Raw genomic sequence first — 21,400 nt, 5'->3', positions numbered from 1 at the left:
CGGAGAACACCATGTTCAACTTCTTCAAGACGCGAGCAGACCTACCGGTCATGGATGCCTCGCCAGATAAAATTCGCTCGATTTACCGCAAGTACCAATGGCAGGTCTTCCTGGGCCTGGTACTCGGTTACGCCATGTTCTACGTAGTTCGTATGAGCCTTAACGTAGTCAAGAAGCCCATGCTGGACTCCGGCGTGGTCACTCTGGAAGAGCTGGGCGTCATCGGTTCTGCCTTCCTGTTCACCTACGCCGTCGGCAAGTTCTCCAACGGCTTCCTGTCCGACTACGCCAACATCGGCCGCTTCATGTCGGTGGCCCTCGGCCTGTCGTCCATCTGTACCATCCTGATGGGCATGAACACCGCCACCTTCTTCCTGGTGCTGATGTGGGGTCTGAACGGCTGGTTCCAGTCCGTCGGCTCAGCGCCGTCCTGCGTCTCCATCTTCCAGTGGTTCTCGCCCAAGCAACGGGGCTCTGTCTACTCGGTCTGGGGCGGCTCGCGTAACATCGGTGAAGGCATCTCCTGGATCCTGACCGCCACCATCGTCAGCTACTTCGGCTGGAAAGCCGGCTTCATCGGCGCCGGTATCGCCTCCCTGATCGCCGCCCTGTGCATGTACCTGGTGCTGAAAGATCGTCCGCAGACCTACGGCCTGCCGGAACCTGCCGTTGCCTTTGGTGAAGAACCGGAGATCTCCAAGAAAGTGGAGCCGGCCGAAATTCGCCGTGCCCAGCTGTTCGTGCTCAAGCAGCCCACCGTGTGGCTCATCGCCGCCGCCTGTGCCTGCATGTACATGTCCCGCTACGCCATGAGCTCCTGGGCCGTGCTCTATCTGCAGGAGCAGAAGGGCTACAGCCTGATCGATGCCGGTTTCGCCATGTCGGCCTACCCCATCGCCGGTTTCCTCGGTGCCATCCTGGCCGGGATCATCTCTGACAAGGTGTTCAACGCCAACCGCCACATCCCTACCCTGCTGTACGGATTGGCCAACATCGCCGGTATGTGCCTGATGTTCTGGGGCCCGCAGAGCCGCATGATGGATGCCGTCGCCCTCGCCCTGATCGGTTATGCCATCGGTGGTCTGGTGGTGTTCCTGGCCGGTCTGACCGCCTGTGACCTGATGCCCAAGACTGCGGTCGGTGCGGTGAAAGGCTTCATCGGCCTGTGCTCCTACATCGCCGCCTCCATTCAGGAACTGGTCTCCTCCGCGCTGATCAAGACCGACGTGATCGACGGCGTGACCCGCTACGACTTCAGCAACGCCCAATACTTCTGGCTGGGTGCCTCCGTGGTCTCCATGCTGCTCGCCATGACGGTGTGGAACGCCAAGAAAGTCGTCAACTACTGATATTTGCCCATAAAAAGGGTGGTCCGGTGACCACCCTTTTTCACGTCGTCGCAACAGGAGTAACCCATGCGCAAGACCAAAATTGTTGCCACTCTGGGCCCCGCCAGCTCATCGGAAGCCATGGTGGAGAAGCTGATACTGGCGGGAGCCAACGTCTTTCGGCTGAACTTTTCCCACGGCACTGCGGAGCAGCACCTGGCGCTGGCCACGCGGATCCGCGCCACCGCCGCCCGCCTCAACACCCATGTCGGCATTCTGGCCGACCTGCAAGGCCCCAAGATCCGCATCGCCTGCTTTGCCGATGACAGCATCCGGCTGCAGATCGGTGATTCCTTCGTGATCGATGCCGGCCTCGGCAGCCATCAGGGCGACCAATATCGGGTCGGTACCGACTACCCGGCGCTGGTCCATGAAGTGCAGGCAGGCAACACCCTGCTGCTGGACGATGGCCGCATCCAGCTGCATGTCGAACGGGTGGAAGGGGAACAGGTCGTGACCCGCGTGCTGGTAGGCGGCATCCTCTCCAACCGCAAGGGCATCAACGTACTGGGTGGTGGCCTGAGCGCCCCGGCCCTGACCACCAAGGACAAGGAAGATATCCTTACCGCGCGCCAGCTGGAAGCGGACTTCGTGGCCGTCTCCTTCCCCCGCAGCGCCGCTGACCTCGAAGAGGCAAGAACCCTCATTCGCGCCACCGGCAGCAAGGCGGCCATCGTCGCCAAGGTGGAACGGGCCGAGGTAGTGGCATCCGTCGAAGCCATGGACGAGATCATCCAGGCTTCCGACATCATCATGGTCGCCCGTGGCGATCTGGGGGTGGAGATAGGAGATGCCCGCCTGCCAGGGGTACAGAAGAAGCTGATCAAGCGCTGCCGCGCCCTGGGTCGCCCCGTCATCACCGCTACCCAGATGATGGAGTCCATGATCGGCAACCCCATGCCGACCCGCGCCGAGGTGCTGGACGTGGCCAATGCGGTCATGGATGGCACAGATGCCGTGATGCTGTCGGCCGAATCGGCGGCGGGACTCTACCCGGTCGAGGCGGTCGAGGCCATGGCGCGCATCGCGCTGGGTGCCGAGCAGGAGATGGAACCCATACAGCCACGCTGGCGCCGGGAGAGCAGCCAGGCCGACCACTCGGGCCGCTGCATGGCGCTGGCCGCCATGACCTCCGCCTTCAGTCAGGATCGCTCCTGCGGCATCGCCGTGTTGACCAATCAGGGAGAGGCGGTGATCGCCATCTCGCGCGGGGGTCTTCACAACCCGATCTGGGCCCTGTCGGACAATCCGCAGCTGCTCAACCAGATGACCATACTGCGTGGGGTCACGCCGATTTTCTTTCAGGAAAATGCTCCCCAGCCCCATCACGAGCACCTGATCGCGGCCCTGCAACAGGCCGATCAGCTGGATGGCATCCACTCCCTGCTGATTAGCCGCCTCGACTCCCTTGAGGGGGCTGGCCATGAGGATGTCTGCCGTCTGGTCTCCCTGAGCGGCGTCGCCCATCAACCCGTACCGGCGGCCCCCGCCACGGTCGCTGTCAGCCACTCACACTGAGTTCAAGTCACCTCGAATGGACGAAAAGCCTCAACGGATGAGGCTTTTCAACTCCAGCTGCTCCAGCAGACTCTCTTCACGCTTCCACTCGAAACTCTGGTTGGCCCCGCCAAAGCACTCCGCCAAGCGCAGCGGAGTACCCGGCTTGTGACGACGTCCTGCCACATCCAGGCAGAGCGCGGCCTGCCGATTGAACAGGCGATCCCCCTGCCACTGCCATTGATAGCTCGTCTCCTGGCACTCGGCCACGGCCAGTTCGCTCCGGCCACTGGCGACCAGACAGCCCCGGGCCAACTCCAGCGCACCGGCATCCCAGCTGAACTGCTGATTGGCGCTCTCGTCACAGGGTTGGGTAAGCAGCTGCTGGCCACTCAGGGTCACGCAGAAGCCTGCACTGGTCACCAAAGCGGATGTGATATCGGTGCGCTGCATCGGTGCAGAGCCCATCAGGAGATCGTCTGGCGTGGGCTTGTACGAACAGCCGCTGATCACCACGGCAACCAGCGCCAGCATACTGACGCGAACGGAATTAGGGTGCATATGAGGTATCTGCCTGAAATGTGATCCATGATGCCCGCTTGCTGCGGATCTGCGCTCAGCATACGCGAAGCCGGGTTGGGAGAAACCAGCAAAAATGTAAACAGACGTGACGGGGAAAAGGCAGGAAATGGCGACACCGGAAAGCAAAAAACCTCGCCTAAGCGAGGTTTTTCTGAAATTGGTCGGTGATAAAGGATTCGAACCTTTGACCCTCTGGTCCCAAACCAGATGCGCTACCGGGCTGCGCTAATCACCGAGACTATTTTAAAAATAGTGTTTTTCAAAAACACAAAGACGACCAAAAGGTCATCCTCGTTATACAGCAAGTATGGTGCGAAGAGAGGGACTCGAACCCTCACACCCGGGGGGCACTAACACCTGAAGCTAGCGCGTCTACCAATTCCGCCACCTTCGCGTACCTGACAAGCTGTAAAATGGGGTGGCTGATGGGGCTCGAACCCACGACAACCGGAATCACAATCCGGGACTCTACCAACTGAGCTACAGCCACCACAGCTGTTTTCGTTCCACAACACCGCCCGTTTAACCGGCGCACTTTTGATGGTGCGCCCGACAGGATTCGAACCTGTGACCTCTGCCTCCGGAGGGCAGCGCTCTATCCAGCTGAGCTACGGGCGCTACGCTGTCGAACGGGGCACGATATTAATGATGGGGGGCATGCTTGTCTACACTTTTTTTCTTTTGCTGAATCAACCGTTGTTTTTTCAAACACATTGAGCACTTTTTTAGCGTCTGTGACGAGATATTCCACCGGACTGGGATATTTTTCGGCTTCAACCCCCGTGTAGCCAATACGAATCGGTTTGCTGCCTTGACTTGGTTTAAGGCCCATCTAGAATGAATGAACGTTCATTCATAAGGTGATGCCGATGAGTCAGGATAAAAACCAGGACAAAAAAGAGAGCATCTTCAACGCAGCCCATGAAGTGCTGGGTGAACGGGGTTTTCACGGCCTGTCGATCGCCGAGGTAGCCAAAAAAGCCAATGTGGCGACCGGCACCATCTACCGCTACTTCAGCGACAAGGATGACCTGATCCGGCAACTTTATCAGCACACCATATTGCAGTGCGTCCCCATGGTGATGGCCGATGTGGATGTTGAAAGGGTTTCATTTGAGCAGTTTCAAAAGATATGGCGAAATATCCACGCCATCTTTGTCAACGACCCCAACGCCATCAAATGCAAATTGCAGTATGAAAGCTCTCCTTTGGGAGCCGCACTGGAAACCGAGCCGGTCATGCTGGCTGCATGGGGGCCACTGGACAGTTTTTTTGCCCGGGGCGTTGAGCAGAAGCTGTTTGTGGATTTACCCATACGGGCACTGCAGGTGTTGAGCCTGGATTGTGTCATGCATCTGGCCCTGCAATGCAGGGTTCACCACTTTACGCTGACCGAGGTGCAGTTGGAGACTGCCATTCGTGCCAGCTGGAATGCCATTTTATCCCCCCACATTTCCACCTCAGGAGCCTGTTCATGAAAAAATGGATGGCCATTATGTTGCTGATCGCGATTGCCCTGTTTGGCAGCGTGATCGGCTTCAATGTGTTCAAGCAGAAGATGATTGCCGACTATCTGGCCAACCGGCCGGAGCCCGAGTTCCCGGTGACTTCCATGGTCACCAAGGCACAGGACTGGGTGCCCACTATCGAAGCCATCGGCTTCATCGAGCCCAATCAGGGGGTCACTCTCTCCACCGAGCTGGCGGGCACCATAGATGCCATCAGCTTCGAATCGGGCAAGCCGGTCAAGGCAGATCAGCTGCTGCTGAGCCTGGACTCCAGTGTGGAAAAAGCCAATCTACGCGCCTCCCAGGCCAAGCTGCCGGCTGCGAAGGCCAAGTTCGATCGCTTCCAGAACCTCTACAAGACCAGCTCCATCTCCAAGGAGCAGCTGGATGAGGCCGAAGCAGCCTATCGCTCGCTGGAGGCCGACATCGAGAGCCTGAAGGCTACCATAGCCCGGCGCGAGGTGCGTGCCCCCTTCAGCGGCATGGTCGGCCTGCGCAACGTCTTCCTCGGCCAGTATCTGCAACCGGGCACAGATATCGTGCGGCTGGAAGATACCAGCGTGATGCGCCTGCGCTTCACCGTGCCCCAGACTGACATCTCCAAGATCACCCTGGGCCAGCCCATCGAAATCAAGGTGGATGCCTACCCCCAGACCCGGTTTGATGGCCATATCTCCGCCATCGAGCCCGCCGTCAACTTCCAGAGCGGCCTGATCCAGGTCCAGGCGGACATCCCGAACAACGATGGCCAGCTGCGCTCCGGCATGTTTGCCCGCGCCAGCATCATTCTGCCCACGGTGAAAGATCAGATCGTGATCCCGCAGACCGCCATCTCCTTCACCCTCTACGGTCAGAACATCTACGTGATCAAGGAGAGCGAGGAGACCGACAAGGATGGCAACAAGGTGAAGGTCAAACGAGCCAAGCAGGTGGTGGTCAAGGCGGGCGAGCGTCGCGGCAACGACGTGCACGTGCTCTCCGGCATCCAGGCTGGCGACGAAATCGTGCTCTCCGGCCAGGTACGCCTGAGCAACGACACCAGGGTGCGCGTGGTCCAAAACGATGCCCTGGCCGTCCCGGCACAAACCCCGATGCTGTAAGCGCGGAGATCAGCGATGCGATTTACTGATATTTTCATCAAACGGCCTGTGCTGGCGATCTCGCTCAGCTTTCTGATCGCCCTGCTGGGCTTTCAGGCCATCTTCAAGATGCAGGTACGGGAATACCCCGAGGTGACCAATACGGTGATCACCGTCAGCACCAGCTACTATGGCGCCGGTGCCGACCTGATCCAGGGGTTCATTACCCAGCCGCTCGAACAGGCGGTCGCGCAAGCCGACAACATCGACTTCATGACCTCCTCCAGCCAGCTGGGCAGCTCCACCATCACCGCCTACATGAAGCTCAACACCGACCCTAACGCCGCGCTGTCCGACATCCTGGCCAAGGTCAACTCGGTGCGCTCCCAGTTGCCGAAAGAGGCGGAAGACCCCTCGGTCACCTCCTCCACCGGCTCCACCACGGCAGTGCTCTACCTCGGCTTCACCAGCCCGGAGCTCAACTCCAGCCAGATCACCGACTATCTGGAGCGGGTCATCAAGCCGCAGCTGTTTACCGTGGGGGGCGTCTCCAAGGTGGATCTGTATGGCGGCGTCGAGTTTGCCCTGCGGGTGTGGCTGGATCCGGCCAAGATGGCGGCTTTCAACCTGACCGCCAGCGACGTGATGACTGTGCTCAACAGCAACAACTATCAGTCAGCCACCGGCCAGGCCACCGGCTACTTCACCCTGTTCAACGGCAATGCCGAGACCCAGGTGAGCGATACGGACGAGCTCAAGCGGCTGGTGGTTGCGACCCGCGACAGCAAGGTGATCCGCCTCTCCGACATCGCCAAGGTGACCCTGGAGAAGAGCCACGACATCTACCGCGCCAGCGCCAACGGCCGCGAGGCCGTGGTCATGGCGGTCAACGCCGCCCCGACCGCCAACCCCATCAACATCGCCCACGATGTGCTGGAGCTGCTGCCGAGCCTGAAGCGCAACATGCCGAGCACCCTGCAGGCCGACGTGCTGTATGACTCCACCATCGCCATCAACGAATCCATCAGCGAGGTGATCAAGACCATTCTGGAGGCGGCCGCCATCGTACTGGTGGTGATCACCCTGTTCCTCGGTTCGTTCCGGGCGGTCATCATCCCCATCATCACCATCCCCCTGAGTCTCATCGGCGTGGTGATGGTGATGGACATGTTCGGTTTCTCCATCAACCTGATGACCCTGCTGGCCATGGTACTGGCCATCGGCCTGGTGGTGGACGATGCCATCGTGGTGCTGGAGAACGTGGATCGCCACATCAAGGAGGGGGAGGAGCCGTTTCGCGCCGCCATCATAGGTACTCGCGAGATCGCCGTGCCCGTCATCGCCATGACGGTCACCCTGGCGGCCGTGTATGCGCCGATCGCCCTGATGGGGGGCATTACCGGCTCCCTGTTCAAGGAGTTTGCCCTGACCCTGGCGGGCGCCGTGTTCGTCTCGGGCATCATCGCCCTGACCCTGTCGCCCATGATGTGCGCCAAGATGCTCAAGGCCAACGAGCAGCCGGGCAAGTTCGAGAGCAAGGTGCACCACCTGCTCGACCGCATGACCGACCGTTACGACAGCATGCTGCACGCCGTGATGCAAAAGCGTCTCGTGGTGGTGGTATTCGCCGTCATCGTGTTCGCCAGCCTGCCGCTGCTGTTCAAGTTCATCCCGAGCGAGCTGGCCCCGTCGGAGGACAAGGGGGTCATGGCGGTGCTGGGCACGGCGCCTTCCAACGCCAACCTGGACTACATCGAAAACACCATGGCGGACGTGAACAAGATCCTGGACGACCAGCCGGAGATCGCCTTCTCCCAGGTCTTCTCCGGGGTGTTCAACTCCAATCAGGCGTTCGGTATCGCCTCCATGGTGCCCTGGAGCCAGCGTGAAGCAAGCCAGAAAGAGGTGCTGGACCGGGTCGCCGGCCTGGTGAAGGAGATCCCCGGCATGGCCATCACCACCTTCCAGTTCCCGGAACTGCCGGGTGCCTCCAGCGGCCTGCCGATCCAGTTCGTCATCACCACGCCGAACAGCTTCGAGAGCCTGTTCCTGATCGCCGGCGAGATGCTGGCGGCGACTCAGGCCAACGGCCAGTTCGTCTATTCGGATCTCGATCTGAACTACGACTCCGCCACCATGAAGATCCGCATCGACAAGGACAAGGCCGGCGCCTACGGCATCACCATGCAGGACATCGGCATCACCATGGGCACCATGATGGCGGATGGCTACGTCAACCGGATCGACCTGGATGGCCGCTCCTATGAGGTGATCCCGCAGGTCGAGCGCAAATATCGTCTCAACCCCGAGTCCATCAAGGGGTATTACGTGCGCGCCGCCGATGGCAAGTCGATCCCGCTCGGCAGCCTCATCAGCATCGAGGTGGTCGGCGAGCCCCGCGCCCTGCCCCACTTCAACCAGCTGAACTCGGCTACCATAGGTGCCGTACCCGCTCCGGGCGTCGCCATGGGGGATGCGATCAACTGGTTCAAGGCCACCGCCGAAGAGAAGCTGCCCCAGGGCTACCGCTACGACTTCATGGGGGAAGCCCGCCAGTTCGTGACCGAGGGCAACGCGCTCTACGCCACCTTCGCCCTGGCCCTGGCCATCATCTTCCTGGTGCTGGCGATCCAGTTCGAATCGGTCCGCGACCCGCTGGTGATCATGGTGTCGGTGCCACTCGCCATCAGCGGCGCCCTGATCGCCCTGGCATGGGGACTGGCCACCATGAACATCTACTCCCAGGTGGGCCTCATCACCCTCGTGGGTCTGATTACCAAGCACGGCATTCTGATCTGCGAAGTGGCGAAGGAGCAGCAACTGCTGCGCGGCGTGAACCGGATGGAGGCCGTCATGCAGGCCGCCAAAGTACGTCTGCGTCCGATCCTGATGACTACGGCCGCCATGATTGCGGGCTTGATCCCGCTGCTCTACGCCACCGGCGCAGGGGCGGCCCAGCGCTTCAGCATCGGCATCGTGATCGTGGCGGGGCTGGCCATCGGTACCCTGTTCACCCTGTTCGTGCTGCCGGTGATCTACACCTTCCTGGCTTCCACCCACAAGCCGCTGCCGGTATTCGACGAGACCATTCCGCCCAAGGCCAACGGCGGACACTGATCGCGTCCATCACCAAGAGGTCCGCCGTGGACCCCAGCAACAAAACACCCCGCCAGAAGCGGGGTGTTTTTTTATCGAGGCTTGAGTAAGGCCACGCCGTAGTTCATGAGTGGCGGCAGTGAACTAACGGGGAAGGCCCCATAGCATCGGCAGCCAGTAAACAGGGAGCAACAAAAAGGGGCCTTGGCGGCCCCCGATATCAGATGAACTCGTAGGCATCGCCGAAGATGCGCTCCGGCTCGGCGCCGAGGATCTTGAACTCCTCTCGCGCGGCCCCCGCCATCTCGAAGCGACCGGCCACATAGATGTCGTAGTCGTGCAGGCTGACGAAGTCATCCATGATGGCCTTGTGCACCAGCCCGGTCTTGCCGGTCCAGTCGCTTTCCGGCTCCTGCACCACGGGGATGTAGGTGAGCGGCGCATACTCGCGCTCCCACCGCTGCATCTGCTCCTGCTCGTAGAGCCAGTGCGCCTGACGCACGCCCCAGTAGAAGAACACAGGACGCTTGCTGCCGGTCGCGATCAGGTATTCCAGAATGGATTTGGCATAGGAGAAACCGGTGCCGCCAGCCATCAGGATCAGCGGACGGGGAGATTCGTCGCGCAGGAAGGCCTTGCCGGCCGGCAGTTCAACCTCGATCTCGCCCTGCTCGCGCATGCGGGCCAGCACCTGGCCGGCGTAGGCGTTCTCGGGGGTGGCACCGATTTGCAGCTCCAGCACGCCGGAACGGGTCGGCGAGTTGGCGATGGAGAAGGGACGCTTGTCCGAATCGCTCATCACCACCAGCAGATACTGGCCCGGCTTGAAACTGACCTCTTGCAGCGGCGTCAGGGCCACGTGCCAGATGGTGTCGACATATTCGCGCAGTTCCTCTACGCGGCACTTGATACGTTGCATTCTTGTCCTTGTAACGGGCTCGCTCGGCCCGTTTTCGCTCATTGATTCACTGTAAACGGGTGACCAGCGACCTGGTCTTGCCCGTCGAGAATACCCAATTCAGGCGAAATGGCATCTCTCTTTTGCGGAGCGGTGGCCGGTCAGGCCACCGCTCCCTCTTATCCAAGGATATTCAACTCATCCCAGATGGCATCGATCCTCTGCTTCACCGCCTCGTCCTGGACGATGGGCTGACCCCATTCGCGGTTGGTCTCCCCCGGCCACTTGTTGGTGGCGTCGAGCCCCATCTTGGAGCCGAGCCCGGAGACCGGGGAGGCGAAGTCCAGGTAGTCGATCGGCGTGTGCTCGATCAGGGTGGTGTCGCGGGCCGGGTCCATCCGGGTGGTGATGGCCCAGATCACGTCTTTCCAGTCGCGGGCGTTGACGTCGTCGTCACACACCACCACGAACTTGGTGTACATGAACTGGCGCAGGAAGGACCAGACCCCCAGCATCACCCGCTTGGCGTGGCCCGGGTAACGCTTCTTGATAGTCACCACCGCCATCCGGTAGGAACAGCCCTCCGGCGGCAGGTAGAAGTCGACGATCTCGGGGAACTGCTTTTGCAACAGCGGCACGAACACCTCGTTGAGCGCCAGACCCAGCACCGCCGGTTCATCGGGCGGGCGGCCGGTGTAGGTGCTGTGATAGATGGCATCACGGCGCTTGGTGATGTGGGTGATAGTGAACACGGGGAACTCGTCCACCTCGTTGTAGTAACCGGTGTGATCCCCGTACGGCCCTTCCGGTGCCATCTCGCCCGGCTCCAGATAACCCTCCAGCACGATCTCGGCACTGGCGGGTACCTCCAGATCGCAGCTGATGGCCTTGACCACCTCGGTACGGCTGCCCCGCAGCAGCCCCGCGAAGGCGTATTCGGAGAGGGTATCCGGCACCGGCGTCACCGCGCCGAGTATGGTCGCCGGATCGGCACCCAGCGCCACCACCACGGGGAAACGCTCGCCCGGGTGGGCCTCCTGCCACTCACGAAAATCGATGGCACCGCCGCGGTGATCGAGCCAGCGCATGATCAGCTTGTTCTTGCCGATCTTCTGCTGGCGGTAGATGCCAAGGTTCTGCCGCTTCTTGTAGGGGCCGCGAGTGATGGTCAGACCCCAGGTCACCAGGGGTGCCACGTCACCCGGCCAGCAGTGCTGGATCGGAATCTGGTCCAGGTCGACCGCATCCCCCTCCAGCACCACCTGCTGGCAGGGGGCGGACGAGAGACGCTTGGTCGGCATGTTGAGCACCTGCTTGAAAATAGGCAGCTTCTCCATCAGCTCCTTGAGGCCGCGGGGCGGCTCGGGCTCCTTCAGGTAGGAGAGCCACACCCCGACCTGACGCAGGGCGCTCACATCCGGCTGTCCCATGCCCATGGCGACCCTGTCCGGCGTGCCGAACAGGTTGGTCAGCACCGGCATGGTGTGGCCTTTGGGGTTTTCGAACAGCAGGGCCGGGCCCCCCGCACGCAGGGTGCGATCGCTGATTTCGGTCATCTCCAGATAGGGATCTATCTCGCGCGTGATGCGCCTGAGTTGTCCGTTTTGTTCCAGCTGCGCGATAAAATCACGCAAGTCCTTGTATTTCATGCGGGTTCCCAACCGGATTCAGGGTGTGCTGCATTATAACCCTGGTGTCACACCGGGTGTACCCGAATCGGGTAACAGGCTAGGTGCAATGGGGGGCATGTCATGGCGTCCCAGGTGTTTCGCCAACGCCGAGAGCATCAGGGGCTCGTCCACCTCCAGCAACAGGGCAACCACCTGGGCGCCATACTGGCGATTGGTGAGTTCGGCCAGCAGATAGCTCCTCGCCTGCTCCGGCAAGGGGGAGAGGGTACCCAGCTGATGCAGGGCAGCGCCTTTCAGCTGAGGGTTGGCGCTGGCCTCGATCAGCAGCCTGCTCGCCACCACGCCCTGATGGAAACGGTTGATGGTGGGCAGCGCCGCCAGGGCATCCTGATCCACCGGCTGGCGCCACAATCTGGCATAGAGCCCGGGCTCACCGGTGCGCTGCAACAGCTGCAACAACAGACGGTTGTCGGGCAGGTAGATGTTCTGGGAGGCCAGCTGACGCGCCTCTCGCAGCCAGACTGGCAACGGCAGTTGCTCGAAGGCCTGCAGCAGCGCCTGTTGCTGCTGGGCCAATTCGGGGTTGGCCCGGTAATAGATGGCTTTGAACTGGAAGCGGCCGAGGGCCAGTTGCTGGCGATACTCTTCCTGCCAGGTCTGCTGCTGCCAGCGCGACAACAACAGGCGCGCCTGGGCGGCAAAATCATAGGCAGGCTGCTGCACCAGAAAACCGTTCTTCCCCTTTTCGACCAACCAACCGGGCACTCTGGCCGACTGGGCACGCACCCAGGCCAACTGGTCCGCACTGGCTGGAGCCGGTTGTTGCAGGAGGGTCGCCAGCAGCTTGCTCAGCAGGTACTCCCGTTGACCGAGGGCCAATGAATCCAGCAGCGCATCGATGGCCGCATACTGCTCCTGTTGCAAGCGATCCGTGAGATAGGTGAGATGCTCGGGTACCCCCTCATCGGCCACCAGCACAGGAGCCGTGGCAGCGGTCAGCTGGGGCGGTGCGCCGGCCAGGGCTGCGAGCAACAAGATGATGCGGATTGTCATGACGTCTCCATCCTTGTGACATCGAAAATAGGGGTGCCGTCTTTGGCATATGGCCGGCATCCCTGCGCCCGGCCATACACACTCAACGCCTCAATGGCCTTCCATAGTACTCAGGCGAGCGGTCAATCCATAAACAAAAACCGCGACCTGGGCCGCGGTTTCGTCATTTCTTGACCGGATTACTTCTGCTGGCGCCGCATGGCGTCGAAGAACTCGTCGTTGGTCTTGGTCATCGCCAGCTTGTCGATGAGGAACTCGATGCCGTCAATCTCGCCCATCGGGTGGACGATCTTGCGCAGGATCCACATCTTCTGCAGCTCGTCGCCGGTGGTCAGCAGCTCTTCCTTGCGAGTACCGGAGCGGGTGATGTCGATGGCCGGGTAGACACGCTTCTCGGCGATCTTGCGCGAGAGGTGCAGTTCCATGTTGCCGGTACCCTTGAACTCTTCGTAGATGACTTCATCCATCTTGGAGCCGGTATCGATCAGCGCGGTGGCGATGATGGTCAGGCTACCACCCTCTTCCACGTTACGGGCCGCACCGAAGAAGCGCTTCGGACGATGCAGGGCGTTGGCATCCACACCACCGGTCAGTACCTTGCCGGATGACGGGATGACGGTGTTGTAGGCACGGGCCAGACGGGTGATGGAGTCCAGCAGGATCACCACGTCCTTCTTGTGCTCGACCAGACGCTTGGCCTTCTCGATCACCATCTCGGCGACCTGGACGTGACGGGAGGCCGGCTCGTCGAAGGTGGAGGCGATCACTTCACCCTTCACCATCCGCTGCATCTCGGTCACTTCTTCCGGACGCTCGTCGATCAGCAGGACGATCAGTTCACAATCCGGGTGGTTGTAGGCGATGCTCTGGGCGATGTTCTGCAGCAGCATGGTCTTACCGGCCTTGGGCGGAGCGACGATGAGGCCACGCTGGCCTTTACCGATCGGGGATGCCAGATCCAGTACGCGGGCGGTGATGTCTTCGGTCGAACCGTTGCCACGCTCCATGCGCAGACGCTCGTTGGCGTGCAGCGGAGTGAGGTTTTCAAACAGGATCTTGTTGCGGGAGTTTTCCGGACGGTCGTAGTTGACCTCGTTGACCTTGAGCAGTGCGAAGTAGCGTTCGCCCTCTTTCGGTGGCCGGATCTTGCCGGAGATGGTATCGCCGGTGCGCAGGTTGAAGCGGCGGATCTGGCTCGGGGAGACATAGATGTCATCAGGACCCGCCAGGTAGGAGCCGTCTGCACTGCGCAGGAAGCCAAAACCATCGGTCAGGATTTCCAGCACACCGTCGCCAAAGATATCTTCACCACCCTTGGCGTGCGCCTTGAGGATGGCAAAAATAATGTCTTTCTTGTGCGCCCGAGCCAGATTTTCCAACCCCATGGATTCGCCGAGCTTGACCAGCTCAGACACAGGAGTGTTCTTTAATTCAGTCAGATTCATAGTGGTGAAAGTCTGTAAGCAAGGATTGAAATGAGGAGACAGTCTGCTGGATTGATGCTGATCGGATTTGATTTGCCAGGCTGATGTGTGAGCAAAGAGTCAGGCAAAAAGGTTAGCAAACGAGCGATAAATTAGCACCAATCGGGGTGAGCGTCTAGGTGATAAAACACAAGGAGCGCATTATTGCAATGCGCTCCTCTTGGATTATTACAGGTTGCCGTCCAGGAACTCTTTCAATTGAGTTTTGGACAGTGCACCGACCTTGGTCGCTGCCACTTCGCCATTCTTGAACAGCAAGAGGGTCGGAATACCACGAATGCCGTACTTGGGCGGAGTATCAGAATTATGGTCGATGTTCAGTTTGGCAACGGTCACGCGACCGGCGTACTCTTGGGCAACTTCTTCCAGGATCGGGGCAATCATTTTGCACGGACCACACCATTCGGCCCAGAAGTCTACCAGAACGGCACCATCGGCTTTGATTACATCTGCCTCGAAGCTGGCATCGCTCAGCTGAACAATCTTGTCACTCATCTCCAACTCCAGTCAGTAAATAAGACTTTATTGACATGTCAATAAAGGCAATAGTTGCCCTATTTGAAATGATCCTGTTTATTATTGCAAGCCTAACCTGATAACCTACCGCCATGAGCAAAACACACTTAACGACCGACAAATTCGCCCAAATGGGCCTCGAACCCGAAGTTCTGGCTGGTCTGGAAGCAAAGGGATTTCATTATTGTACGCCTATCCAGGCACTGTCTCTGCCACTGCTGGTAGAAGGCCATGACCTCGCCGGTCAGGCCCAGACAGGTACCGGCAAGACCATTGCCTTCCTGGCGGCGACATTCAACTATCTACTGACTCATCCACTGACCAAGCCCCGCCTGGTAAATCAACCCAGAGCCATCATCATGGCCCCCACCCGGGAGCTGGCAGTACAGATTTACAACGATGCCGACAGCATGGCTGCGAGCACCGGCCTGAAACTCGGCCTCGCCTACGGTGGCGAAGGATACGACAAGCAGCTGGCCGTGCTGGAGCAGGGCGTCGACATCCTGATCGGCACCACTGGCCGCATCATCGACTACTTCAAGTCCAAGGTGATCGATCTGAGCAACATTCAGGTCGTGGTGCTGGACGAAGCGGATCGCATGTTCGATCTCGGCTTCATCAAGGACATCCGTTTCCTGTTTCGCCGCATGCCGCCCGCCACCGAGCGTCTGAGCATGCTGTTCTCCGCCACCCTCTCCCTGCGCGTGCAGGAGCTGGCCTACGAGCACATGAACCATCCGGAACACGTGCAGGTTGAGCCGGAGCAGATGACTGGCGTGCGGATCAAGGAGGAGCTGTTCTACCCCTCCAACGAAGACAAGATGTTGCTGCTGCTCTCCCTGATGGAAGAGGAGTGGCCGGAGAAAGCCATCGTCTTCGCCAACACCAAGCATGTCTGTGAAGACGTCCACGCCTGGCTGGAAAACGACGGCCACCGTGTCGGTCTGCTAACCGGTGACGTGCCGCAGAAGAAGCGGATGAAGATCCTGGAAGAGTTTACCAAGGGTTCCCTCGACATCCTGGTCGCCACCGACGTGGCCGCCCGTGGTCTGCACATCCCCGACGTGACCCACGTCTTCAACTACGACCTGCCCGACGACTGCGAAGACTACGTACACCGCATCGGTCGTACCGGCCGTGCCGGCAAGAGCGGTCACTCCATCAGCCTGGCCTGTGAAGACTATGCCTTCAACCTGCCGGCCATCGAGGAGTACATCCACCACCCGATCCCGGTCAGCAAGTATGATCGCGAGGCGCTGCTGGATGACGTGACTCCGCCGAAGCGGGTGTTCCGCAACCGTCAGCCGGTGAACCGCAACATGCGGGATCGCCAGGGTAGTGGCAACAGCAACAATCGCCGTCGTCCGCCCCGCAAGAGCTGAAGGATCGGCCCAGTTGCACAACTCGCCTCTCTATGCGGCCATCGACCTCGGCTCCAACAGCTTTCACATGCTGGTGGTGCGCGAGGTCGCTGGCGCTCTGCGCACCGTCACCAAGGTCAAACGCAAGGTACGCCTCGCCGCCGGACTCGATGCCGAATTTCGTCTCAGTCGTGCCGCCATGGAGCGGGGCTGGGACTGTCTGCGCCTGTTCGCCGAACAGCTGCAGGACATTCCGGCCGACAACATCCGGGTAGTGGGTACCGCCACCCTGCGTCTGGCCACCAACGTCGATGAATTCCTTAGCGAAGCGGAACGGGTTCTCAACCACAACATCGAGATCATCTCGGGTGAGGAAGAGGCCAAGACCATCTATGAGGGGGTCTCCTGGACCTCGGCGGGGGAAGGCAACCGGCTGGTGATCGACATCGGCGGCGCCAGCACCGAGCTGGTGATCGGCGAGCACAGCGAGGCGAAGCTGCTCAACAGCCTGCACATGGGCTGCGTCACCTGGCTCAACAACCACTTCGGTGACGGCGAGCTCTCCGAAACCCGCTTCAACCAGGCCATCGCTGCCGCCAAAACGGTGCTGGAGAGGGTGGCTGACGAATATCGCACTCTCGGCTGGCGTACCTGCGTCGGCGCCTCCGGCACAGTCCAGGCGCTGCAGGAGATCATGATGGCCCAGGGCAAGAGCGAACGGGTCACCCTGCCGAAACTGCAGGAGCTGATGGCACAGGCCATCGCTTGCGGCCGGCTGGATCAACTGCATTTGGAAGGGTTGGCGGCCGAACGGCTGACCGTGTTCCCCTCCGGCCTCGCCATCCTGATCGCCATCTTCGAAACCCTCGACATCGAGAGCATGACGCTGGCCGGCGGCGCCCTGCGCGAAGGCTTGATCTACGGCCTGCTCGGCAACAATCACGACTGTGACGCCCGGGATCGCACCGCAGACAGCCTGATCAATCGCTACCAGCTGGACAAGGAGCACGCCGAGCGGGTGCGCGATACCGCCATCGAGGCGTTCACCCAGCTGCAACCGGCCTGGCGCCTCTCCAAGCGCTATGGTCGGCCTATCCTGCGCTATGCGGCCCTGCTGCACGAGATCGGTCTGTGCATCGAGTATAAAAAGGCGCCGCAACACGCCGCCTACATCATCGACAACATCGACATGCCGGGCTTCACTCCTGCGCAAAAGAAGCTGTTGTCGGCCCTGCTGTTCAACCAGCGGGACGAGTTCAAGCTGGAGCCACTGGAGAAGCAGGGGGCCGTCACCGCCCGCCAGGCGATCCGGCTGGCCCGCATCCTGCGCATCGCCCTGATCCTCTGCATGCGCCGCACCCAGGGTACTGTGCCCCACTTCACCCTTGAAGCCGAAGAGGATGCCCTGACCCTGACCCTGCCCAAGGGTTGGCTGGAAGAGCATTATCTGCGCGCCAGCGAGCTGCGCCTCGAGGTAGAGCGCCAGCAGAAGATGGGCTGGTCCACCCGCCTGCAGGAAGCCTGAGCCCCTCTCCCATCAAGGAGCAGACCATGACCGACTACCAACCCATCAGTTGCGACCTCTACGACTGGCTCGAGATCGCCGCCAGCTGGCAATTGCCGGTGACGCTAACCTGCCGGGACGGGCGTCAGTGGGCAGACAGGATCCGCACCATAGAGGCCAGGGACGGCGTCGAGTACCTGTTGCTGGAGAGTGGGGAGCGACTCTGTCTGGCCGAGCTGGCCACCCTCGACCTGCTATGGCAGGGCGAGCAAAAACAGATCCGTTTCACTCCCGAATCTTGATAACTCCCAAACCTTGAGCGCCGGATAGCGGCCAACAAAAAGGAGGGACAACCTGGTTGGCCCTCCTCTCTATTTGATTCACCCAGACAGTTGATCAAGCCGCCGTCATGGCTGCCAGCACATAGACATCGAAGCGGTTGCTCTTGGTCTCGATGGCCATGCTGGGCTTGTGTTCGTTGAGCCAGCCCGCGTAGTCGGGGCGCTTCACCACCACCCGCTTGTCGGCCATCTTGAGCGCCGCCGGCAGCAGGGCATCGGCGTCGAGATCCGGCCCCACCAGCGACTGGAACACCCGCATCTCCTTTTTCACCAGCGCCGACTTCTGCTTGTGGGGGAACATGGGGTCGAGGTAGATCACCTCGGGCCGCTCCGTCAGCGCCAGCAGGGTATCCACGGCAGGCCCCTGCAACAACTGCATCCGCTCGCTCACCCAGGGGCCTATCTCGGGATCCTGCGCCGCCCGCGTCAAACCATCCTGCAGCAGGGCCGCGACGACCGGGCTGCGCTCTATCATGGTTACCCGGCAGCCGAGGGAGGCGAGCACAAAGGCATCGCGTCCCAGCCCGGCGGTGGCATCCACCACGGTCGGGGTCACCCCTGCCTTGAGCCCCACCGCTTTGGCGATGGACTGGCCGCGGCCGCCACCGAACTTGCGGCGATGGGCGACCGCCCCTTCGACGAAATCCACGTAGACGGCCCCCAGCTTGGGTTCATCCAGCTTGCGCAGCTCCAATCGTTGTTCGGTCAGCACCAGCGCAAAGGGGGCCGGAAACTCCACGTTGGCGAGGCGCTGGCGCAGGGCATCGAGCTCGCCGTCGCGGGCGGGCACTTCACTGAAAACCTGGATATGGGGCATTGGGAACAGACTCATGACACGCACGGAAGCGGCCATGATAGCAGAAGAGCCGGATCACCTCACGATGGAGAGGTTCATTCCCTGGCGGTTGAGATCGAGATAATCGGTCAGGTCATCGAACGTCAGCGGGCGGCTGAGCAGATAGCCCTGAGTGAAGGCACACCCCTTCTGGCAGAGGAAGTTGAGCTGCTCGCGGGTCTCCACCCCCTCGATCACCACCTGCATACCGAGGTTGTGCACTATGTTGATGATGCCGTCGAGCAGCATGCGATCCTGCTCGTTGAACGGAATGTGGCGCACGAAGGAGCGATCTATCTTGACCAGATCCACCGGGAAGGTGCGTAGATAGTTGAGCGCCGAATAGCCGGTTCCGAAATCATCGATGGCCAGCTTGCACCCCGCCTCGCGCAGCGCCTCGATCCGGATCCTGTGCTGATCGCTGCTCTCCATCAGCAAAGACTCGGTGATTTCGATGACGATGTCGGCAGGATTGAGCCCGAAGTGATGGATCACCTTGAGCCATTCGCTCGCCTCCGGGTCTATAGTCTGGAACTCCATGGTGGAACGATTGATCGACATCTGCAGATCCGGAAAACCGGATTGCTGCAGGCGCGCCAGATCCCGGCACGACTGCCACAGTACCAGGGCCCCCAGGCTCTGGATCAGGCCAGCCTCTTCCGCCAGCGGGATGAATTCGGCGGGAGAGACCTGTCCCCAGTGCGGGTGATACCAGCGCACCAGAGCCTCCAGCTTGGCCACCCGTCCGCTGCGGTTGTCCCAGATAGGCTGGTAGGCCATGGTTAGCTGCTCCTGCTTGATGGCCTCCGCCAGATCCTGTTGCATCTGGTGGCGCTGGCGCACCTCTTCGCGCATTGAAGCGCAGTAGGTGCCGATCAGCCGCCCCTGCCGCTTGGCGGCAAACAGGGCCTGCTCCGCATTGCGCAGCAGCTCGTCACTCTCACCGCCATCGCTGGGGCAGAGGGTCATGCCGATGGTGGCCGTCACATAGAGGTGCTGGTTGGCCAGCATGAAGGGACGGGCAAAGCTGCCGATCACCTGTTTGGCAAACACCTCGGCCTGGCGGCGGGTAACGATGCCGGGCACCAGAAAGGCAAACTCGTCGCCACCGATACGCGCCACCAGATCCTCGGTGCGCACCCGGCTCACCAGGCGATCCGACACCTCGCGCAGCAGGGCGTCACCGGCATGGTGATCCATGCTGTTGTTAACCGCCTTGAAGTTGTTGAGATCCAGCACCATCAGGGCGAAGCGCTCACCCCGCTCGCAGAAGCGGGCGAGACAACGGCCAAACAGCCAGCGGTTGGGCAGGCTGGTAAGGTTGTCGTAGTTGGCCTGGGTCGCGATCTTCTGCTCGGCCAGCTTGGTCTGGGAAAGATCGCTGAAAATAGCGATATATTGCTGGATTTTGCCCTCTTCCCTCAGGGTGCTGATCATCAGCTGCTGGGGATAGAGCTTGCCGTTTTTGCGCTTGTTCCACACCTCGCCACGCCAGACACCGGCCCGCTCCAGCGCGTGGTACATATCGGCATAGAAGGCCTGATCGTGCAGCCCGGACTTGAGCATGCTGGGGCGCTGACCACACACCTCCTCGCTGCTGTAGCCGGTGATCTGCTCGAACGCTGGGTTGACCGAGATGATGCGGCTGTCGGCATCGCACACCAGGATCGCCTCGGAGAGGTTGTCATAGACCCGATGGGAGAGCTTGAGCTGCTCGGCATGGCGGCGCAGGGGATCGATATTCTCCAGCAGCACCATCAGGTAGTCCGGCCGCTGCTCGGCGTCGCGGATCAGGGTAACGGTCACCCGTCCCCACAGGATCTCCCCCCCCTTGCAGCGATAGCGCTTCTCTTGGGTGAAGCTGTTGCGCTCGCCACGGTAGATCTGCTCGTAATGTTCGGTGCTGCGCAGCCAGTCCTCCGGGTGATTGATGTCGGAGATGGAGTACTGGAGCAGCTCATCAAGGGGGTAACCCAGCATCTGTTCGATGGCCGGGTTGACCCAGAGAATGCGGCCGCCAAGATCCAGCTTGCCGATCCCGACCGGCGCCTGGCTCAGCATGTTCTGCAGCTCGTGGGGCGTCTCGGGAAACAGGGTTGGAGACGCCTTTTGTGGCAGCATCAGTGCCAGTTCACGGCCCGCCAGCGGCGCCAGCAGCCTGAGCAGCCCCATCACCTTGGCCATATTGTCCTGGGGGTGACGATAGAGGAGGCTGCAGAGGCCTATGGTCTGTCCCTCGGCATTTTTGAGCGCAATGCCGGCATAAGCCTGTGCCTGCCACTCCTGTGCCAGCGGGGTATGGGGAAACAGTTGCAGCAAACGGTCACTGAACCAGGCTTCACCCTCCTGCCAGGTGATGGCTTCCGGGGTGGCGGTCAGCGGCAAATCCAGAGAGGCGGGATCGAGCGAAGCCGGGTAGGCGGCATGTCCCCTAAGTTGGCCAGAGGAGGCCTCCCAACTGGCGATCAGGACGACATCGGCCATCAGGGCCGAGGCGATTTCACTCACGAAGGTATCAAAATATTCCCGACCACTCGAATGAGCCAGACTGGAGATGATTTGATAGACAGAATCGAGTGCTCGCCTCATGGCAAGTGGCATTGCCCCCTTGAAAGTTTAGAGACGAC

General features: G+C 60.8%; 16 protein-coding genes and 4 tRNA genes. 8 read left to right on the top strand and 12 right to left on the bottom strand.

From position 1 onward, the window contains the following. Positions 1-11: 11 nt before the first annotated feature. Positions 12-1,349, top strand: coding sequence for an MFS transporter (locus tag ACB034_RS19770; RefSeq protein WP_026455756.1), 1,338 nt, complete (start codon positions 12-14; stop codon positions 1,347-1,349). A gap of 66 nt (positions 1,350-1,415) precedes the next feature. Further along, positions 1,416-2,906 (top strand): pyruvate kinase, encoded by a 1,491-nt coding sequence (gene pyk / locus ACB034_RS19765; protein WP_354688665.1) that lies wholly within the window; start codon positions 1,416-1,418, stop codon positions 2,904-2,906. Positions 2,907-2,936: 30 nt separating this feature from the next. Here the strand turns inward: pyk and ACB034_RS19760 are convergent, their stop codons facing one another. From ACB034_RS19760 to ACB034_RS19740, 5 genes are all read right to left on the bottom strand, one after another. After that, the gene (locus tag ACB034_RS19760) at positions 2,937-3,446 is read right to left on the bottom strand and encodes a ricin-type beta-trefoil lectin domain protein (protein ID WP_371144963.1); all 510 of its coding nucleotides are present in this window, start codon (positions 3,444-3,446) and stop codon (positions 2,937-2,939) included. 179 nt (positions 3,447-3,625) lie between these two features. Beyond that, positions 3,626-3,702, bottom strand: a tRNA-Pro gene (locus ACB034_RS19755). 73 nt (positions 3,703-3,775) lie between these two features. Beyond that, positions 3,776-3,861 (bottom strand) — tRNA-Leu (locus ACB034_RS19750). 20 nt (positions 3,862-3,881) lie between these two features. Then, a tRNA-His gene (locus ACB034_RS19745) sits at positions 3,882-3,957 on the bottom strand. A gap of 51 nt (positions 3,958-4,008) precedes the next feature. Then, positions 4,009-4,085, bottom strand: a tRNA-Arg gene (locus ACB034_RS19740). Between the two features lie 245 nt (positions 4,086-4,330). Here ACB034_RS19740 and ACB034_RS19735 point away from each other — a divergent pair. Genes ACB034_RS19735 through ACB034_RS19725 form a run of 3 tightly spaced genes read left to right on the top strand, consistent with a single transcriptional unit; the run spans position 4,331 to position 9,171 of the window. Next, on the top strand, positions 4,331-4,945 hold the full coding sequence (locus tag ACB034_RS19735) for a TetR/AcrR family transcriptional regulator (RefSeq protein WP_371173548.1): 615 nt from the start codon (positions 4,331-4,333) through the stop codon (positions 4,943-4,945). Continuing rightward, positions 4,942-6,075, top strand: a complete 1,134-nt coding sequence (locus ACB034_RS19730; protein ID WP_042026818.1) for an efflux RND transporter periplasmic adaptor subunit — start codon at positions 4,942-4,944, stop codon at positions 6,073-6,075. The genes ACB034_RS19735 and ACB034_RS19730 overlap by 4 nt, the downstream gene beginning before the upstream one ends. Positions 6,076-6,090: 15 nt before the next feature. Further along, positions 6,091-9,171 (top strand): multidrug efflux RND transporter permease subunit, encoded by a 3,081-nt coding sequence (locus ACB034_RS19725; protein ID WP_371173547.1) that lies wholly within the window; start codon positions 6,091-6,093, stop codon positions 9,169-9,171. A 199-nt stretch (positions 9,172-9,370) separates the two neighbouring features. Here the strand turns inward: ACB034_RS19725 and fre are convergent, their stop codons facing one another. The 5 genes from fre to trxA all read right to left on the bottom strand — a co-directional run bounded on the left by fre (position 9,371) and on the right by trxA (position 14,711). Then, positions 9,371-10,069 carry an NAD(P)H-flavin reductase gene (gene fre / locus ACB034_RS19720; RefSeq protein WP_371173546.1) on the bottom strand — a complete coding sequence of 233 codons (699 nt, stop codon included), beginning with the start codon at positions 10,067-10,069 and terminating at the stop codon, positions 9,371-9,373. A 158-nt stretch (positions 10,070-10,227) separates the two neighbouring features. Continuing rightward, the gene (gene ubiD, locus ACB034_RS19715) at positions 10,228-11,697 is read right to left on the bottom strand and encodes a 4-hydroxy-3-polyprenylbenzoate decarboxylase (RefSeq protein ID WP_371173545.1); all 1,470 of its coding nucleotides are present in this window, start codon (positions 11,695-11,697) and stop codon (positions 10,228-10,230) included. Positions 11,698-11,730: 33 nt separating this feature from the next. After that, positions 11,731-12,732 carry a hypothetical protein gene (locus tag ACB034_RS19710; protein ID WP_371173544.1) on the bottom strand — a complete coding sequence of 334 codons (1,002 nt, stop codon included), beginning with the start codon at positions 12,730-12,732 and terminating at the stop codon, positions 11,731-11,733. Positions 12,733-12,911: 179 nt separating this feature from the next. After that, the gene (gene rho, locus ACB034_RS19705; protein ID WP_005342418.1) at positions 12,912-14,177 is read right to left on the bottom strand and encodes a transcription termination factor Rho; all 1,266 of its coding nucleotides are present in this window, start codon (positions 14,175-14,177) and stop codon (positions 12,912-12,914) included. 207 nt (positions 14,178-14,384) lie between these two features. Beyond that, the gene (trxA, locus tag ACB034_RS19700) at positions 14,385-14,711 is read right to left on the bottom strand and encodes a thioredoxin TrxA (protein WP_026455765.1); all 327 of its coding nucleotides are present in this window, start codon (positions 14,709-14,711) and stop codon (positions 14,385-14,387) included. A gap of 113 nt (positions 14,712-14,824) precedes the next feature. Between trxA and rhlB the strand changes: the two genes are divergently transcribed. The 3 genes from rhlB to ACB034_RS19685 are packed head-to-tail and all read left to right on the top strand — an operon-like array spanning position 14,825 to position 17,899. Then, positions 14,825-16,114, top strand: coding sequence for an ATP-dependent RNA helicase RhlB (rhlB, locus tag ACB034_RS19695; protein ID WP_026455766.1), 1,290 nt, complete (start codon positions 14,825-14,827; stop codon positions 16,112-16,114). 13 nt (positions 16,115-16,127) lie between these two features. Continuing rightward, positions 16,128-17,618, top strand: coding sequence for a guanosine-5'-triphosphate,3'-diphosphate diphosphatase (gene gppA / locus ACB034_RS19690; RefSeq protein WP_371173543.1), 1,491 nt, complete (start codon positions 16,128-16,130; stop codon positions 17,616-17,618). 26 nt (positions 17,619-17,644) lie between these two features. Further along, entirely contained in the window at positions 17,645-17,899 is a 255-nt protein-coding gene (locus ACB034_RS19685) for a Rho-binding antiterminator (RefSeq protein WP_061476985.1), read from the top strand. Between the two features lie 94 nt (positions 17,900-17,993). On the opposite strand, the gene ACB034_RS19680 is transcribed toward ACB034_RS19685, so the two are convergent. After that, the gene (locus ACB034_RS19680; protein ID WP_371173569.1) at positions 17,994-18,755 is read right to left on the bottom strand and encodes a class I SAM-dependent methyltransferase; all 762 of its coding nucleotides are present in this window, start codon (positions 18,753-18,755) and stop codon (positions 17,994-17,996) included. Between the two features lie 54 nt (positions 18,756-18,809). Continuing rightward, the gene (locus tag ACB034_RS19675; RefSeq protein WP_371173568.1) at positions 18,810-21,362 is read right to left on the bottom strand and encodes a putative bifunctional diguanylate cyclase/phosphodiesterase; all 2,553 of its coding nucleotides are present in this window, start codon (positions 21,360-21,362) and stop codon (positions 18,810-18,812) included. Between the last annotated feature and the right edge of the window lie 38 nt (positions 21,363-21,400).

Source organism: Aeromonas sp. S18(2024), from assembly GCF_041402525.1.
Lineage (GTDB): Bacteria > Pseudomonadota > Gammaproteobacteria > Enterobacterales > Aeromonadaceae > Aeromonas > Aeromonas enteropelogenes.
The sequence above is the reverse complement of the archived record's forward strand: the minus strand, read 5'-3'. Positions and strand labels throughout refer to the sequence as shown.